Origin of the sequence: Enterobacter sp. BWH64, from assembly GCF_001037645.1 — a bacterium.
GTDB lineage: Bacteria > Pseudomonadota > Gammaproteobacteria > Enterobacterales > Enterobacteriaceae > Enterobacter > Enterobacter hormaechei_C.
The window spans coordinates 980,807-997,866 of the sequence record NZ_KQ089922.1; the positions used below are offsets into that span (position 1 = coordinate 980,807).

15 protein-coding genes are annotated in these 17,060 nt (G+C 55.7%); 9 read left to right on the forward strand and 6 right to left on the reverse strand.

Features of this window, described 5'->3' with window-relative positions:
* Positions 1-52: 52 nt before the first annotated feature.
* The 7 genes from hflK to rlmB all read left to right on the forward strand — a co-directional run bounded on the left by hflK (position 53) and on the right by rlmB (position 7,884).
* Positions 53-1,312 (forward strand): FtsH protease activity modulator HflK, encoded by a 1,260-nt coding sequence (gene hflK, locus SK50_RS04710; RefSeq protein WP_003855992.1) that lies wholly within the window; start codon positions 53-55, stop codon positions 1,310-1,312.
* Between the two features lie 2 nt (positions 1,313-1,314).
* Entirely contained in the window at positions 1,315-2,319 is a 1,005-nt protein-coding gene (gene hflC / locus SK50_RS04715) for a protease modulator HflC (protein WP_003855994.1), read from the forward strand.
* Between the two features lie 71 nt (positions 2,320-2,390).
* Positions 2,391-2,588, forward strand: a complete 198-nt coding sequence (locus SK50_RS04720; protein ID WP_003855996.1) for a DUF2065 domain-containing protein — start codon at positions 2,391-2,393, stop codon at positions 2,586-2,588.
* A gap of 103 nt (positions 2,589-2,691) precedes the next feature.
* A complete protein-coding gene (locus SK50_RS04725; RefSeq protein ID WP_003855997.1) occupies positions 2,692-3,990 on the forward strand; it encodes an adenylosuccinate synthase in 1,299 nt (432 codons plus the stop codon).
* A 192-nt stretch (positions 3,991-4,182) separates the two neighbouring features.
* Positions 4,183-4,608 carry a nitric oxide-sensing transcriptional repressor NsrR gene (nsrR, locus tag SK50_RS04730; protein WP_003855998.1) on the forward strand — a complete coding sequence of 142 codons (426 nt, stop codon included), beginning with the start codon at positions 4,183-4,185 and terminating at the stop codon, positions 4,606-4,608.
* Between the two features lie 38 nt (positions 4,609-4,646).
* On the forward strand, positions 4,647-7,088 hold the full coding sequence (rnr, locus tag SK50_RS04735; RefSeq protein ID WP_045344381.1) for a ribonuclease R: 2,442 nt from the start codon (positions 4,647-4,649) through the stop codon (positions 7,086-7,088).
* A gap of 64 nt (positions 7,089-7,152) precedes the next feature.
* Complete coding sequence (gene rlmB / locus SK50_RS04740) at positions 7,153-7,884, forward strand: 23S rRNA (guanosine(2251)-2'-O)-methyltransferase RlmB (protein WP_015572470.1); 732 nt, start codon at positions 7,153-7,155, stop codon at positions 7,882-7,884.
* Between the two features lie 91 nt (positions 7,885-7,975).
* Here rlmB and SK50_RS04745 read toward each other — a convergent pair whose 3' ends face one another.
* Positions 7,976-9,250 (reverse strand): MFS transporter, encoded by a 1,275-nt coding sequence (locus tag SK50_RS04745; RefSeq protein ID WP_039271963.1) that lies wholly within the window; start codon positions 9,248-9,250, stop codon positions 7,976-7,978.
* Positions 9,251-9,445: 195 nt separating this feature from the next.
* On the opposite strand from SK50_RS04745, the gene SK50_RS04750 reads away from it, so the two are divergent.
* Complete coding sequence (locus tag SK50_RS04750) at positions 9,446-11,068, forward strand: isovaleryl-CoA dehydrogenase (RefSeq protein ID WP_048229129.1); 1,623 nt, start codon at positions 9,446-9,448, stop codon at positions 11,066-11,068.
* Here the strand turns inward: SK50_RS04750 and SK50_RS04755 are convergent.
* From SK50_RS04755 to bsmA, 3 genes are all read right to left on the reverse strand, one after another.
* A complete protein-coding gene (locus SK50_RS04755; protein ID WP_045344383.1) occupies positions 11,065-12,996 on the reverse strand; it encodes a methyl-accepting chemotaxis protein in 1,932 nt (643 codons plus the stop codon). The two genes, SK50_RS04750 and SK50_RS04755, sit on opposite strands and share 4 nt — an antisense overlap.
* Before the next feature lie 170 nt (positions 12,997-13,166).
* Positions 13,167-13,442: a DUF1471 family protease activator YjfN gene (yjfN, locus tag SK50_RS04760; protein ID WP_017694671.1), complete on the reverse strand. Its 276-nt coding sequence runs from the start codon at positions 13,440-13,442 to the stop codon at positions 13,167-13,169.
* Between the two features lie 148 nt (positions 13,443-13,590).
* Positions 13,591-13,920 (reverse strand): biofilm peroxide resistance protein BsmA, encoded by a 330-nt coding sequence (gene bsmA, locus SK50_RS04765; RefSeq protein WP_048229131.1) that lies wholly within the window; start codon positions 13,918-13,920, stop codon positions 13,591-13,593.
* Between the two features lie 137 nt (positions 13,921-14,057).
* Here bsmA and yjfP point away from each other — a divergent pair, with 137 nt between their 5' ends.
* On the forward strand, positions 14,058-14,780 hold the full coding sequence (yjfP, locus tag SK50_RS04770; protein WP_045344386.1) for an esterase: 723 nt from the start codon (positions 14,058-14,060) through the stop codon (positions 14,778-14,780).
* On the opposite strand, the gene ulaR is transcribed toward yjfP, so the two are convergent.
* Positions 14,777-15,532 (reverse strand): HTH-type transcriptional regulator UlaR, encoded by a 756-nt coding sequence (ulaR, locus tag SK50_RS04775; RefSeq protein ID WP_003856014.1) that lies wholly within the window; start codon positions 15,530-15,532, stop codon positions 14,777-14,779. The genes yjfP and ulaR overlap by 4 nt on opposite strands.
* 110 nt (positions 15,533-15,642) lie before the next feature.
* Positions 15,643-16,707 (reverse strand): L-ascorbate 6-phosphate lactonase, encoded by a 1,065-nt coding sequence (gene ulaG, locus SK50_RS04780; protein ID WP_033487877.1) that lies wholly within the window; start codon positions 16,705-16,707, stop codon positions 15,643-15,645.
* Between the last annotated feature and the right edge of the window lie 353 nt (positions 16,708-17,060).

Below are 17,060 nucleotides of genomic sequence, written 5' to 3' on the forward strand. Positions count from 1 at the left end.
AAAGGGGAAGCCTGAAAAATTCGCCCTTGCATAACAAATATGGAGCATATACATGGCGTGGAATCAGCCCGGTAATAACGGACAAGACCGCGACCCGTGGGGAAGCAGCAATAATCAAGGCGGCAACTCTGGGGGAAATGGCAACAAAGGTGGTCGCGAGCAGGGGCCGCCGGATCTGGATGATATCTTCCGCAAACTGAGCAAAAAGCTTGGTGGCCTTGGCGGAGGAAAAGGTTCTGGCTCGGGTGGCAATTCCACTCAGAGTCCGCGCCCGCCAATGGGTGGCCGCGTGGTGGGCATTGTCGCCGCTGCGGTGGTAATCATCTGGGCAGCCAGCGGGTTCTACACCATTAAAGAAGCAGAACGCGGCGTGGTCACCCGTTTCGGTAAGTTCAGCCATCTGGTTGAACCGGGCCTGAACTGGAAGCCGACCTTCATTGATGACGTGACCGCGGTTAACGTGGAGTCCGTCCGTGAACTGGCCGCCTCTGGCGTGATGTTGACCTCTGACGAGAACGTGGTGCGCGTTGAGATGAACGTACAGTACCGCGTGACCGATCCGGAACGTTATCTGTTTAGCGTGACCAGCGCCGATGACAGCCTGCGTCAGGCGACCGACAGCGCCCTGCGTGGCGTGATCGGTAAATACACCATGGACCGTATCCTGACCGAAGGTCGTACCGTTATTCGTAGCGATACCCAGCGTGAGCTGGAAGAGACCATCCGTCCGTACAACATGGGTATCACCCTGCTGGACGTCAACTTCCAGGCTGCACGTCCGCCGGAAGAGGTGAAAGCCGCGTTTGACGATGCGATTGCCGCGCGTGAAAACGAACAGCAGTACATCCGTGAAGCGGAAGCGTACACCAACGAAGTTCAGCCGCGTGCAAACGGTCAGGCGCAGCGTATTCTGGAAGAAGCGCGTGCGTATAAGACCCAGACCATCCTGGAAGCACAGGGTGAAGTGGCTCGCTTCGCGAAGATCCTGCCGGAATATAAAGCCGCGCCGGAAATTACCCGTGAGCGTCTCTATATCGAGACCATGGAAAAAGTGCTGAGCCATACGCGTAAAGTGCTGGTTAACGACAACAAAGGCGGAAACCTGATGGTCCTGCCGCTGGATCAGATGCTGAAAGGCGGTTCTGCACCGGCAGCAAAAGACAACAGCGGTGCGAACAACCTGCTGCGTCTGCCACCGGCCTCGTCTGGCAGCGCCAGCGCGAACACAACGCCTTCTTCGAACGATGGTGACATTATGGACCAACGCCGTGCTAACGCGCAGCGTAACGACTACCAGCGTCAGGGGGAATAAGGATGCGTAAGTCAGTTATTGCGATCATCATCATCGTACTGGTCGTGCTCTACACCTCCATCTTTGTGGTGAAAGAGGGCGAACGTGGGATCAAGTTCCAGTTCAGCAGCGTCGTGCGTGACGGCGACAAGCGTCCGGTGATTTATGAGCCGGGTCTGCACTTTAAGATCCCGTTCATTCAGTCAGTGAAAACGCTCGATGCGCGTATCCAGACCATGGATAACCAGGCCGATCGTTTCGTGACCAAAGAGAAGAAAGACCTGATCGTTGATTCCTATATCAAATGGCGCATCAGCGATTTCAGCCGCTACTTCCTGGCAACCGGGGGTGGCGACGTTTCTCAGGCAGAAGTGCTGCTGAAACGTAAGTTCTCTGACCGTCTGCGTTCCGAAATTGGTCGTCTGGATGTGAAAGACATCGTAACCGACTCCCGTGGTCGTCTGACGCTGGAAGTGCGTGATGCGCTGAACTCCGGCTCTGCGGGCACCGAAGATGAAGTTGAAACCCCGGCGGCAGACGATGCGATTGCCAAAGCGGCTGAACGTGTTCAGGCTGAAACCAACGGTAAAGTGCCGGTGATCAACCCGAACAGTATGGCGGCACTGGGCATCGAAGTGGTTGATGTGCGCATCAAGCAGATCAACCTGCCAGCGGAAGTGTCCGAGGCGATCTACAACCGTATGCGCGCCGAGCGTGAAGCGGTAGCCCGTCGTCACCGTTCACAGGGTCAGGAAGAAGCGGAAAAACTGCGCGCGGCAGCGGACTATGAAGTCACCAAGACGCTGGCGGAATCTGAGCGCCAGGGTCGTATCCTGCGCGGTGAAGGTGATGCCGAAGCGGCTAAACTGTTTGCTGATGCATTCAGCCAGGATCCAGACTTCTACGCCTTCATCCGTAGCCTTCGCGCTTACGAGAATAGCTTCAAGAGCAACCAGGATGTGATGGTGCTCAGCCCGGACAGCGATTTCTTCCGTTATATGAAGACGCCGACCAACGCAACGCGATAAACTCAGGCTCGTTTGAGTATTCAAACCACCGCTCTTCACGGAGCGGTGGTTTTCTTTTATAAGGATGAAAAATGAACTCCACGATCTGGCTCGCACTGGCCCTGGTTTTGGTGCTGGAAGGCCTCGGCCCGATGCTCTATCCGCGCGCATGGCGCCGGATGATCGCGACAATGAGCCAACTCCCGGACAATATTTTGCGTCGTTTTGGCGGTGGTCTTGTGGTTGCCGGTATCGTTATCTACTACATGTTGAGGAAAACGATTGGCTGATCAAAAACTAACCGCAATTGGCATATTTTGGGGTCAAAAAGTGCTGTATATCTGAAAAAGCGATGGTAGAATCCATTTTTAAGCAAACGGTGATTTTGAAAAAATGGGTAACAACGTCGTCGTACTGGGCACCCAATGGGGTGACGAAGGTAAAGGGAAGATTGTTGATCTTCTGACTGAACGGGCTAAATATGTTGTACGCTACCAGGGCGGTCACAACGCAGGCCATACTCTCGTAATCAACGGTGAAAAAACCGTCCTCCATCTTATTCCATCAGGCATTCTTCGCGAAAACGTCACCAGCATCATCGGTAACGGCGTTGTGCTGTCTCCCGCTGCGCTGATGAAAGAGATGAAAGGTCTGGAAGACCGTGGTATCCCTGTTCGTGAGCGTCTGCTGCTCTCCGAAGCCTGCCCGCTGATCCTGGATTATCATGTGGCGCTGGACGTGGCGCGTGAAAAAGCGCGTGGCGCGAAAGCGATCGGCACCACCGGTCGTGGTATCGGCCCGGCTTACGAAGATAAAGTGGCTCGTCGCGGTCTGCGCGTGGGTGACCTCTTCGACAAAGCGACCTTCGCTGAAAAACTGAAAGAAGTGATGGAATATCACAACTTCCAGTTGGTGAATTTCTACAAAGCCGAAGCCGTTGACTACCAGAAAGTGCTGGATGACGTCATGGCGATTGCTGATATTCTGACCGGTATGGTTGTTGATGTGTCCGATCTGCTGGACCAGGCGCGCAAGCGTGGCGATTTCGTCATGTTTGAAGGTGCGCAGGGTACGCTGCTGGACATCGACCACGGTACCTATCCGTACGTAACGTCCTCTAACACCACCGCGGGTGGCGTGGCAACCGGCTCCGGTCTGGGCCCGCGTTATGTCGATTACGTTCTGGGCATCATCAAAGCGTACTCCACTCGCGTGGGTGCAGGTCCATTCCCGACCGAACTGTTTGATGAGACCGGCGAGTTCCTCTGCAAGCAGGGTAACGAGTTTGGCGCGACCACCGGTCGTCGTCGTCGTACCGGCTGGCTGGACGCCGTTGCCGTACGTCGCGCAGTGCAGATCAACTCCCTGTCTGGCTTCTGCCTGACCAAGCTGGACGTACTGGACGGCCTGAAAGAAGTGAAAATCTGCGTAGGCTACCGTATGCCTGATGGCCGCGAGGTGACCACCACTCCGCTGGCTGCTGACGACTGGGAAGGCATTGAGCCAATCTACGAAACTATGCCGGGCTGGTCTGAGACCACATTTGGTGTTAAAGAGCGTAGTGGCCTGCCAAAAGCCGCGCTGGACTACATCAAGCGCATTGAAGAACTGACCGAAGTGCCGATCGATATTATTTCTACCGGCCCGGATCGTACTGAAACGATGATCCTGCGCGACCCGTTCGACGCATAATCTTCGTGACTGCTGGCCTGCGGGGAAACCCGTAGGCCGGATAAGCGCAGCGCCATCCGGCGACCGCTCCTGGATCTCCGCTTTTTCGCCCCGTCTGTCAAATAAATTAGCCGCTAACTATCTGGCTGGTTTATCATCATTAATGAATATCTCTGCGGTTTGACCGCGTTTTCCCTTTTTCCTGAGGTTGATGTGCAGTTAACAAGTTTCACCGATTACGGCTTACGCGCGCTGATTTACATGGCGTCGTTACCCGATGGGAAGATGACCAGCATCTCTGAAGTCACAGAGGTGTATGGTGTGTCCCGTAATCATATGGTCAAAATAATCAATCAACTTAGTCGTGCCGGATACGTTGCTGCCGTCCGCGGGAAGAATGGAGGGATCCGTCTCGGTAAACCGGCGCAGAGTATCCGTATTGGCGATGTGGTACGTGAACTGGAGCCGCTCTCTCTGGTGAACTGTAGCAGCGCGTTCTGCCACATTACGCCCGCTTGCCGCCTGAAACAGGCGCTTTCAAAGGCCGTGCAAAGTTTTCTCAAGGAACTGGATAACTACACGCTGGCCGATTTGGTTGAAGAGAATCAACCGCTTTATAAATTATTGCTGGTGGAATGAAGAAAATTTCCACCGGAGCTGACAACGGAGGAACCGACATGTCACAAGATCCTTTCCAGGAACGCGAAGCCGAAAAATACGCGAATCCTATCCCCAGCCGCGAGTTCATCATTGAACACTTAACAAAACGCGAAAAACCCGCCAATCGTGAAGAACTTGCCGTTGAACTGAACATTGAAGGTGAAGAGCAAATTGAAGCCCTTCGCCGCCGCCTGCGCGCCATGGAACGTGACGGGCAACTGGTCTTTACTCGTCGCCAGTGCTACGCGCTGCCAGAACGCCTCGACCTGCTGAAAGGCACCGTTATTGGTCATCGCGATGGCTTCGGCTTCCTGCGCGTGGAAGGCCGTAAAGACGACCTGTACCTCTCATCCGAACAGATGAAGATGTGTATTCACGGCGACCAGATCCTGGCGCAGCCGCTGGGTGCAGACCGTAAAGGCCGCCGCGAAGCGCGCGTGGTCCGCGTGCTGGTGCCGAAAACCAGCCAGATTGTAGGCCGTTACTTTACCGATGCGGGCGTAGGCTTTGTGGTGCCGGACGACAGCCGTCTGAGCTTCGACATTCTCATCCCGCCTGAAGAGGTGATGGGCGCACGCATGGGCTTTGTGGTGGTGGTGGAACTCACCCAGCGCCCAACCCGTCGCACCAAAGCGGTGGGTAAAATCGTCGAAGTGCTGGGCGATAACATGGGCACTGGCATGGCCGTCGATATGGCGCTGCGTACCCATGAAATTCCGTATGTCTGGCCGAAAGCGGTTGAAGATCAGATTGAAAACCTGCGTGAAGAAGTGCCGGAAGAGTCCAAAGCAGGCCGCGTGGATCTGCGCGATCTGCCGCTGGTCACCATTGATGGTGAAGACGCCCGTGACTTCGATGATGCCGTATATTGCGAGAAAAAACGCGGTGGCGGCTGGCGTCTGTGGGTGGCTATCGCGGATGTGAGCTATTACGTGCGTCCGCACACGCCGCTGGATAACGAAGCGCGCAGCCGCGGTACGTCGGTCTACTTCCCGTCGCAGGTTGTACCGATGCTGCCAGAAGTGCTCTCCAACGGCCTGTGCTCCCTCAACCCGCAGGTGGACCGCCTGTGTATGGTCTGCGAAATGACCATCTCCAGCAAGGGACGTCTGACGGGCTATAAGTTCTACGAAGCGGTGATGAGTTCTCATGCGCGCCTGACCTATACCAAGGTCTGGCATATGTTGCAGGGCGATCAGGATCTTCGCGAACAGTACGCGCCGCTGGTCAAACACATCGAAGAGCTGCACAACCTCTACAAAACGCTGGATCAGGCGCGCGAAGAGCGCGGTGGGATCTCGTTTGAGAGTGAAGAGGCGAAGTTTATCTTTAACGCTGAGCGACGTATCGAGCGTATCGAACAGACTCAGCGTAACGATGCGCACAAGCTGATTGAAGAGTGTATGATCCTGGCGAACATCTCGGCGGCACGTTTCGTTGAGAAAGCCAAAGAGCCTGCGTTGTTCCGTATTCACGACAAGCCAACCACGGAAGCCGTAACCTCGTTCCGCTCCGTGCTGGCTGAACTCGGCCTGGAGCTGCCTGGCGGTAATAAGCCTGAGCCACGCGATTACGCCGAGCTGCTGGAATCCATCAGCGATCGTCCTGACGCGGAAATGCTGCAAACCATGCTGCTGCGCTCCATGAAGCAGGCGATTTACGATCCTGAAAACCGGGGCCACTTTGGTCTGGCGTTACAGTCGTACGCGCACTTTACCTCGCCGATCCGCCGTTATCCGGATCTGTCCCTGCACCGTGCGATCAAGTATCTGCTGGCGCACGAGCAGGGTCATAAAGGCAACACGACCGAAACCGGAGGGTATCACTACTCCATGGAAGAGATGCTGCAACTGGGCCAGCATTGTTCCATGACCGAGCGTCGTGCGGATGAAGCGACGCGCGACGTGGCGGACTGGCTGAAGTGTGACTTTATGCTGGATCAGGTGGGTAACGTCTTTAAAGGCGTGATTGCCAGCGTCACCGGCTTTGGCTTCTTCGTGCGTCTGGATGAGCTGTTTATCGACGGTCTGGTGCACGTTTCCAGCCTCGATAACGATTACTACCGCTTCGACCAGGTCGGACAACGTCTGATCGGCGAATCCGGTGGTCAGACCTACCGTCTGGGCGATCGGGTGGAAGTGAAGGTTGAAGCCGTGAATATGGACGACCGTAAAATCGACTTCAGCCTCATCTCCAGCGAGCGTGCTCCGCGTAACGTCGGGAAAACCGAGCGTGAGAAAGCGAAAAAAGGCGGTAACGGTAAAGCGGGCGGTAAGCGACGTCAGGCAGGTAAAAGAGTAAACTTTGAGCCAGACAGTGTTTTCCGTGGCGAGAAGAAACAGAAGCCCAAGGCGGCGAAAAAAGACGCTCGTAAAGCGAAAAAACCGTCGACCAAGACCCAAAAAATAGCGGCCGCGACCAAAGCGAAGCGCGCGGCGAAGAAACAGCAGGCGGAGTAATTTCCCCTCACCCTTACCCTCTCCCTGACAGGGAGAGGGAAAATATTTATTACGAGAACCATCAATGAGTGAAATGATTTACGGCATCCACGCGGTGCAGGCCCTGCTGGAGCGCGCGCCGGAGCGTTTTCAGGAAGTTTTTATTCTGAAAGGGCGTGAAGATAAACGTCTGATGCCGCTGATCCACGCGCTGGAAGCGCAGGGCGTAGTGATCCAGCTGGCGAACCGCCAGTATCTGGATGAGAAAAGCGAAGGTGCTGTACACCAGGGCATTATCGCGCGCGTGAAGCCAGGCCGTCAGTATCAGGAGAACGATCTGCCGGATCTGATCGCCGGGCTGGAGAACCCGTTCTTCCTGATCCTTGATGGCGTAACCGACCCACACAACCTGGGTGCGTGCCTGCGTAGCGCCGATGCAGCAGGCGTGCATGCGGTGATTGTGCCAAAAGATCGCTCCGCGCAGCTTAACGCTACCGCTAAAAAAGTCGCCTGCGGCGCGGCGGAAAACGTCCCGTTGATCCGCGTGACTAACCTGGCGCGCACCATGCGTCTGTTGCAGGAAGAAAATATCTGGATCGTGGGAACTGCCGGTGAAGCGGATCACACCCTGTACCAGAGCAAAATGACCGGCCGTATGGCACTGGTGATGGGAGCGGAAGGCGAAGGTATGCGTCGTCTGACGCGCGAGCACTGCGATGAGCTGATCAGCATCCCGATGGCGGGCAGCGTATCGTCCCTGAACGTTTCTGTTGCGACGGGTATCTGCCTGTTTGAAGCGGTGCGTCAGCGCGGGTAGCCTGTTGTGCCGGGTGGCGGCTTCGCCTTACCCGGCCTACAAAAGCATGGTACCGTAGGCCCGGTAAGCGCAGCGCCACCGGGCAACAATCTCACTCCTCTAACGACCGTAAATGGTCATCCTTTCTCAGCGTCATCAGCGCGAAAATACTCACCACCGCCGTTGCCATCACGTAGTACGCCGGAATATCCAGATTGCCCGTCTCTTTAATCAGCCCGGTAATGATCAGCCCCGCACAGCCCGAGAAGATCGCATTCGACAGAGAATAGGCCAGCCCCAGCCCGGTATAACGCACGCGCGTCGGGAACATCTCAGACAGCATTGCCGGCCCCGGCCCTGCCAGCATCCCAACCAGCCCCCCCGCAATTAGCACCACAATCGCTTTGACTGCCAGCGTACTGGATTCCGCCTGCAAAATTTTCAGCAGCGGCAGGGCGAGGATCAGCAGGAGCACGGTGGCGATAATCATCACCGTGCGCCGCCCGATCCTGTCGCTCAGCATGCCCGACGGAATGATCGTGAGCGCAAACCCAATGTTAGAAATCACCGCAATCAGTAACGCCTGGTTAAAACCGGTGTGCAGCGCAGATTGCAGATAGGTCGGCATAATCACCAGATAGGTATAACCCGCCGCAGACCAGACCATCACGCGGCCAATGCCCATCAGGATTGTTTTGAACGTGGCGGCGGTGCTGGCCTGAGTAACAACCGGTTTTTCCCGTTGCTGCACAAAGCTCGGCGTCTCTTCCATGCTCACCCGCAGCCATAGCGCGACCGCACCCATCGGCAACGCCAGGAAGAACGGAATGCGCCAGCCCCAGTCGTGCAAGGCTTCAGGGGAGAGAAGGGCAGAGAGCAACGCGACAATGCCTGCGCCCGCTAACAGCCCGAGCGCCACGGTGAAGGACTGCCATGCCCCGTAAAGACCGCGCTTGCCGCGCGGGGCGAACTCCGTCATCAACGAGACCGCACCGCCATACTCACCGCCCGCGAACAGTCCTTGCAGAATACGCAGGAGCGTAACGATCAGCGGCGCGGCAATCCCAATACTGGCGTAGACCGGCACCATACCGATGGCAGCGGTGGCGAGCGTCATCAATACCAGCACAATAATCAGCGTCGGTTTGCGGCCAATCCTGTCGCCAATGCGGCCAAAGACCACCGCACCCAGCGGACGGAAGAAGAAAGCGATGGCGAACGAGGCCCAGGTGAGGATCAGGCTGGTGAGCTCCGCTTCCCCCTCAAGCTGGAAGAAGTTTCTGGCAATCACCGTTGCCAGAAAACCGTAGACCGCAAATTCATACCACTCGATGAAATTACCGATGGAGCCTGCAATTAATGCACGCTTGTGCGCATCCTGTTGCATAACGATCCTCACATAAACGGGGTAAGAATAAATTATTCAGCATTAGTGAAGTAATGAAATAGTTTATTCTTATGTTCTGTGAGCTATTTCACGAATGATATCAACACGATCGTCATCGTGTGACCCCCCTCCCATGCAGCGTGCATGCCCTCTGTCCATACTTACCTTTATTGCCAATGAAAGGAGGGAGACAGCATGCACTGGCAGACACATACCGTTTTTAATCAACCTGCACCGCTATCGAACAGCAACCTTTTTCTCTCTGATTGCGCCCTGCGCGATGCGGTAGCGCGCGAAGGGGCTGAGTGGGATGTGGATCTTCTTGCCAGCATCGGACAGCAGTTGGGTACGGCGGAGTCACTGGAGCTGGGCAGGCTGGCGAACGTTAATCCGCCGGAGCTGCTGCGTTATGACGCCACGGGAGCGAGGCTGGATGACGTCCGCTTTCATCCGGCATGGCATCTTCTGATGCAGGGGCTTTGCGCCAACCGGGTGCACAACCTGGCGTGGGAGGAGGAGGCGCGGAAAGGATCGTTCGTCGCCCGGGCCGCGCGTTTTGTGCTTCATGCACAGGTGGAGGCGGGAACGCTATGCCCGGTGACCATGACCTTCGCCGCCACGCCGCTGTTGCTACAGTCGCTGCCCAAACCGTTTCACGACTGGTTAACGCCGCTGATGAGCGATCGCTACGATCCCCATCTCGCACCGGGGGCGCAAAAGCGCGGCCTGCTGATCGGCATGGGGATGACGGAAAAGCAGGGCGGTTCGGACGTACTCAGTAATACCACCAAAGCAGAGAAATTCAGTGATGGCAGTTACCGGCTGGTGGGGCACAAATGGTTTTTCTCCGTGCCGCAGAGCGATGCGCATCTGGTGCTGGCGCAGGCGAAGGGCGGGCTTTCCTGCTTTTTTGTTCCGCGTTTTTTACCCGACGGGCAACGTAATGCCGTGCGCCTTGAGCGTCTGAAGGACAAGCTCGGTAACCGTTCAAATGCCAGCAGTGAGGCTGAGTTCCTTGATGCTTACGGCTGGCTGCTGGGCGAAGAGGGTGAAGGTGTCCGGCAAATTCTGAAGATGGGCGGGCTGACGCGCTTTGACTGTGCGCTTGGCAGCCACGGATTGATGCGCCGTGCGCTCTCGGTGGCGCTTTATCATGCCCATCAGCGGCAGACCTTCGGCAAAAATCTGATCGACCAGCCGTTAATGCGCGACGTGCTAAGCCGTATGGCGCTGGTGCTGGAGGGACACACGGCACTGCTGTTCCGACTCGCCAGGGCGTGGGACAACCGCACCGACCCGCAGGAGGCCGCATGGGCGCGGCTTTTCACTCCGGCGGCAAAATACAGCGTCTGCAAAGCGGGCATACCGTTTGTGGCAGAGGCAATGGAGGTGCAGGGCGGTGCAGGCTATTGCGAAGAGAGTGAACTTCCGCGGTTGTACCGTGAAATGCCCGTCAACAGCATCTGGGAAGGCTCTGGCAATATTATGTGCCTGGATGTACTGCGCGTGCTGGCGAAGCAGTCGGGCATTCTCGACCTGCTCGCCGATGATTTCGCGCAGGTCAAAGGTCAGGACAGGCACTTCGATCGCAGCTGGCGGCAGCTACAGCAGAAGCTGCGTAAACCGCAGGAAGCGCAGGGCAGGGAGATCGCGCGGCAGCTCTTTTTACTCGGGGCCGGAAGCCAGATGCTGCGGCACGCATCGCCGCCCGTGGCGCAGGCGTGGTGCCGCATGATGCTGGATACCCGAGGCGGCACGCTGATGAGCGAACAGGTGCAAAACGACCTGCTGCTGCGCGCCACGGGCCGGGTCGGTTAAGCCTTCAGCTGGAACAGGCTCACCAGCCGGGTGAGATGTGAACCCTTCTCGCGCAGCGTCTGTGCCGTCTGCTCGCTGCGCGAGATGCGATCGGCATTGATGTGCGATGCCTCACCGATGTGCGTCATCGCCAGATTCACCTGACCAATCCCCGCAGACTGCTCGCGGGAGGCGTGGTTGATCTCGGTGACAAGCTGGCTGATGTTATCGATATGAACAATGATGGTATCCATCGCCAGACGCGTCTGCTCAGACAGCGCATGGCCTTCGCTCACCTTGTTCAGCGTGTCGCCAATCAGCTGTTCAATCTCTTTTACCGCGTTGGCGCTGCGTGCGGCCAGGGCGCGCACCTCTTGCGCCACCACGGCGAAACCTTTCCCGTGCTCGCCCGCCCGCGCCGCTTCAACCGCCGCATTGAGCGCCAGGATATTGGTCTGGAAAGCGATGGACTCAATCACGCGGGTAATGTCTTCAATGCGTTTCGATGCATCACGAATATCATCCATGGTGGAAACAGCGTGGGTCACCGTCTCTCCACCCTGATGCACCGCGCGTGAGGTTTCCCCCACCAGCTGCTGAGTTTGCTCCATGTTGGCGGCATTTTGCTGCACGGTGGCGGCTAATTGCTCCATGCTGGCGGAGGTCTCCTCAACGCTGCTGGCCTGTTTGTTGATCTGTTCAGAGATCTCGCCGGTGTCTGAAGCCAGCGCGTTAGTCCCCAGATGGATTTCGCTTGCGGCCTCGCGGACCTGCAACACAATTTTTTGCAGGCCGCCCCCGATCCCGTTGATGGCATCAATCAGCTGGCCGACCTCATCCTGGCGGGTTACCGGCAGGCTGGCGCGCAGATCGCCTGCGGCATACTGCCGGGCAAGCGCGATCACTGCGCGTAGTGGGCGGGTTAGCATCCGGCGAATGAGGATAACGAACAGGCCCGCGAAGAGCGCGGATAGCACCATGCCCGCCATCAGGAAGCGATCGCGCAGCGTGGTGACGCTTGAAAGCAGTACGGCTTTATCCACTTCACCCACGATGGTCCAGTTCCAGCCCGGCAGCGGCGTGTAGGCAACTTTGAGCGTACGGCCATCTGCGCTCACGCGCTCCAGCGTGCCGGCTTTATCACTCAGAAGCTGCTGCTGTGTCGCCGTGTCCCAGTTGGGCAGTTTGCCCTCATCGCTGGCATGGAACAGATACTGTCCGCGCGTTTTGCCGCTGCTGCGATCCAGTACAAAGAAGTGGCCGCTCTCGCCCAGACGACGGTTAAGGATTTTCTCGCGCATGACGTTCCACGAATGGGTGATGTCCACGCCGACAAAGATAATCCCGATAACCTGGCCTTCCGCATTTTTAACAGGCTGGTACTGCGTGATATAGCGCTTGCCGAACAGAAGCGCGAGGCCACGATAGACCTCCCCTTTGGTGACAGCCGCAAATGCCGGGCTGGTGGTATCAAGAACGGTTCCGATGGCGCGGTCGCCATTCTCTTTGCGCAGCGACGTGGCCACGCGGATAAAATCGTTACCGCTGCGGACAAACAGCGTCGAGATGGCGCCCGTTCGGCTCAGGAAGTCATCAGAAAGCGTATTGTTTTCATGCAACTCCGTTTCGCCGCCTTTCAGCAGAGGAACGGTAAGCCCGTTTATGGTCCGGCTCTGGCTGCTGTCGCTGTTCAGCGGCTGTGGCAAAAAGGTGGTGAACAGACGGGTATAGCTTTCAACCTCTTCGCTCAGGCTGGTGTTGAACATCTCTACCATATCCACCATGCCGGTGGACTGGTTATGCAGGTCTTCAACCGCAAGATCTTCAAGCTGCTGGCTGGCGTTGTGGCTCAACAGAAAAGTGAACAGCAAAAAAAGCGTGGCGACACTTGCACCTGTTAGCAGCGATAGCTTCGTGCCCAGACCTGCCCGGCGGAAAAAGGTGATCATAAATTGCTCATTATTGAAAAGTGATGGCTGTTCAACGGCAGAGCGAAGAGAACGTTTATCTGTTTAATGTAACTGAATGTTACATATTTGTTTTTATTAAGTTTCGGGAGAGGTAAAAAATTTGCAAAAGTGAAAAGCCACTAAAATTAAGTGGCTTTTATCGGAAGGGATTATGCATAAAGAATGGCCTGCACGCGCCAGTGATTAACATGGTTATCTTCCTGCATCTGGACGATGCGATACCAGGATGCGCCCTGTTCATCGGCCTTCAGGGCGACGACACGTTCAACGTCTTGCGGACTTCCCGTGATATTATTGACGGAGATCTGACCAATCTCGTTCAGGCCCGTGACGCAATCCGCGCTGGCAAATTCGGCCGACTGCGCCGTGGTGCTCAGCAGGCCCGCTGAAAGCAATAGCGTCGTTAAAGCAAGGGTTCGTTTCATCGTCAGCTCCTTTTCACGTGTCTCCGGTATCCGCCGGGCAATCCTTCGCGAATAAACTCATTTCCATTGTTGCTGGCATGGAGTTTATTGTGGACAGGAAAATGTCTACGGACGCAAAGCAGTGTAAAAGTCGTTCAAATGATGATGCTTACTTACGGTACAAAATTCCCTGGGCGTACCACTGTCCCGTAATAATGGTTTCATCAATCATCGTGATGACGTAATAATCTGCTTTTGCGGCAACGGCCTTTGCTTCAATTGCGTCTTCTGCATCATCCGGGGAACCACGAACCATCGCGGATACGGTACTCAGGCGTTGTAATCCTTCCGTCTGATTACGACGAATTTCCTGAGGATGATCGGTAACCGGCGGCGCCGGTTCTGGCGTACCCTGCAATATGGAACATCCGCTGAGCAGTGAGACCAGCAATAAAGCCGTAAGCCTGCGCATAAACCTGTCTCTTTTCCTGATAGCCATAGTGTAGTTGTCTGCGAATTTAGTTTTGGGGGAATGTTCCCGAAGTGTTATCTGGGACGTAGATTTCGAATGAAAATATCGTGAAACCGTAATCCAGCTCTCAACATTATGAATCATTCATCAGCACAGGATCGACAATGATTGAAATTGAAACTCGCCAGCTGAGTGGGCATGAAATCATCCATGCTTTTTCGGCTGGTAAAGGTGAACAGCCGCTGCCGACGGTAGTTTTCTATCATGGCTTTCTCTCCTCGAAGCTGGTCTACAGCTATTTTGCCGTCGCGCTGGCGCAGGCCGGTTTCCGGGTGGTCATGCCTGATGCGCCGAATCATGGGGCACGCTTTACGGGCGATGAGCAGGCGCGGCTGGGGCTGTTCTGGCAAACGCTGCACGGCAATCTGACCGAGTTCGCCGGGCTGCGTGACGCGCTCTTGCAGGCCGGGCTGGTGGAGGGGAAACGGCTGGCGGTCGCAGGCGCATCAATGGGCGGAATGACGGCGCTGGGGATCATGGCCAGGCATCCGGAGGTGACGTCTGTCGCTTGCCTGATGGGATCGGGCTACTTTACGTCACTGGCAAAGACGCTGTTCCCGCCGCAGGCCCCTCAGGAGATTGAGGCCCTGTTGTCTGAATGGGACGTCAGCCATGCGCTTTCGCCGCTGGCCGATCGTCCGCTGCTTCTGTGGCATGGGGACGCCGATGACGTCGTACCGCCCGGTGAAACGTTCCGCCTGCAACAGGCGCTACAGCGCGAAGGGCTGGACAGCAATCTGACCTGCCTGTGGGGAGCAGGTGTCCGGCACCGTATTACCCCGGCCGCGCTGGAGTCAACCGTGGAATTCTTCCGTCAGCACCTTTAAACGCGCAGCACTGTGACACCCTGATCCTCCAGCTTGCTGAGGATCTCGGGGTTGGCGTTTTTGCCGGTGATCACCATGCTGATTTGCTCGGCGCGGCTGAAAAGCATGCCGGCGCGTTCACCGACCTTGCTGCTGTCGACCAGCACCACCAGTTTGCCCACTACGTTAAGCATGTTCTGTTCTGCCATTGCGGTGAGCATATCGGTTTTATACAGGCCATCCGCCGTCAGACCTTTGCCGCTGGTAAACATCCAGTGCCCGGCGTAGAGGCTGTTTTCACTGTCCTGCGGGCTAAGGGTGATGGACTGGCTCTTGTTATACTGGCCGCCCATGATCACCACGCTTTCATGTTCCTGGTCAATGAGATAGTTGGCCAGCGGCAAATAGTTGGTGATGATTTGCACCGGCTTGCCGCACATCTCACGGCCCAGCAGAAACGCCGTCGAACCGCAGTTGATCACCACGCTTTCTCCAGGATTTACCAGCTGTGATGCCGCTCTGGCAATCCGCACCTTTTCATCGTGATTCTGCGCCTGGTGGATGTTCATCGGCGTCCAGCGTGGACGCTGCTGGCTGATGGCCTCTGCACCGTTGCGGACTTTTTTCAGCTTGCCGCTCTCATCCAGCTTGTTAATGTCCCGCCGCGCGGTAGCGGGGGAGATCCCTAAACGTTCGATCACTTTCTCGACGGTGATAAACCCTGTTTGCGCCAGGAGTTCCAGTAAAATTTGATGCCGTTGCGCTTCCGTCATGAGCTATTCCGATAAGAATTGATTTGAAAAGATGATATTTGAAATAGCGTGAAATTACTAAGATAAATATGACATCGCCAGACGCAAGGTCTGGCGATTGGGCCTCAGAATCAGAGGAAGGATTTGAACGGCAGATCGGGTTCAATCGTAAAGCAATCATCGAAACCACGCGGGTAGTGGTACTCAAGATTGTCTTTATCCAGCGGCCAGGTGAACTTGCCGCCAACCTGCCAGATGAACGGCTTGAAGCCATACTTGAGGCGGTCTTTTTTCATCTCCCACAGGACGCGGATCTCTTGCGGATCGGCCTGGAAGTTTGACCAGATATCGTGGTGGAACGGGATCACCACTTTGGTGTTCAGCGCTTCGGCCATACGCAGCATGTCTGCGCTGGTCATTTTGTCGGTGATCCCGCGCGGGTTTTCACCGTAAGAGCCAAGCGCCACGTCAATCTGATGCTCGTTACCGTGCTTCGCGTAATAGTTGGAGTAGTGGGAGTCACCGCTGTGATACAGGGAACCGCCAGGCGTTTTGAACAGGTAGTTCACCGCGCGCTCATCCATCCCGTCTGGCAGTACGCCTGCGGCTTTCTGGTCGGCAGGCAGGGTGATCAGCGCGGTACGGTCAAAGGCATCCAGCGCGTGAATTTCAATGTCTTTGATTTTCACTACGTCGCCCGGCTTCATCACGATGCAGCGCTCTTTTGGCACGCCCCAGCCAATCCACAAATCCACGCAGGTCTGCGGCCCAATAAACGGTACGTCGTCCGCGCAGTTTTGTATTACCGCTGCCGCCACGTTCACGTCGATATGATCGTTGTGATCGTGGGTAGAGAGTACGGCGTCGATCTGACGAATGGCAAAAGGATCCAGCACGAAAGGCGTGGTGCGCAGGTTCGGCTGGAGCTTTTCAACGCCGGCCATACGCTGCATCTGGTGGCCTTTTTTCATCAGTGGATTGCCGTGGCTCTGTTTGCCGGTGCCGCACCAGAAATCAACACAAATGTTGGCGCCGCCTTCTGATTTCAGCCAGATCCCGGTGCAGCCCAGCCACCACATCGCAAATGTGCCAGGAGCAACCTGTTCCTGCTCGATCTCTTCGTTCAGCCAGCTACCCCACTCCGGAAAGGTACTCAGAATCCATGATTCACGGGTGATGGTTTTCACTTTACTCATCGTTTGACTCCTGGTTTTAATCAAAAGTAATCGCTATGTGACTTGTTGTGATTAATGCTGGCACTGTTTTAATCGATTTGCAATGGCTGATTTGCGGAAAATTCCCCTCGCCACCTCACAGAAAAAACTTCATGACGTTGTTAAGATAACCATTATAAATGATTAATGTATTGAAATTTAAGAATTTATTTATTTGGTTGGATTGGTAGTGAAAATCATTACTAATATCATGGAAATAAATTGCGTGATCCGTCACAAATAATCAAATGCAATCTTGTGATGATTATTTGTGATTAATAGAGTGATGACACCAACCACACAGGGATTGCCCCTCGTGTTCTCATTTTCTGGAG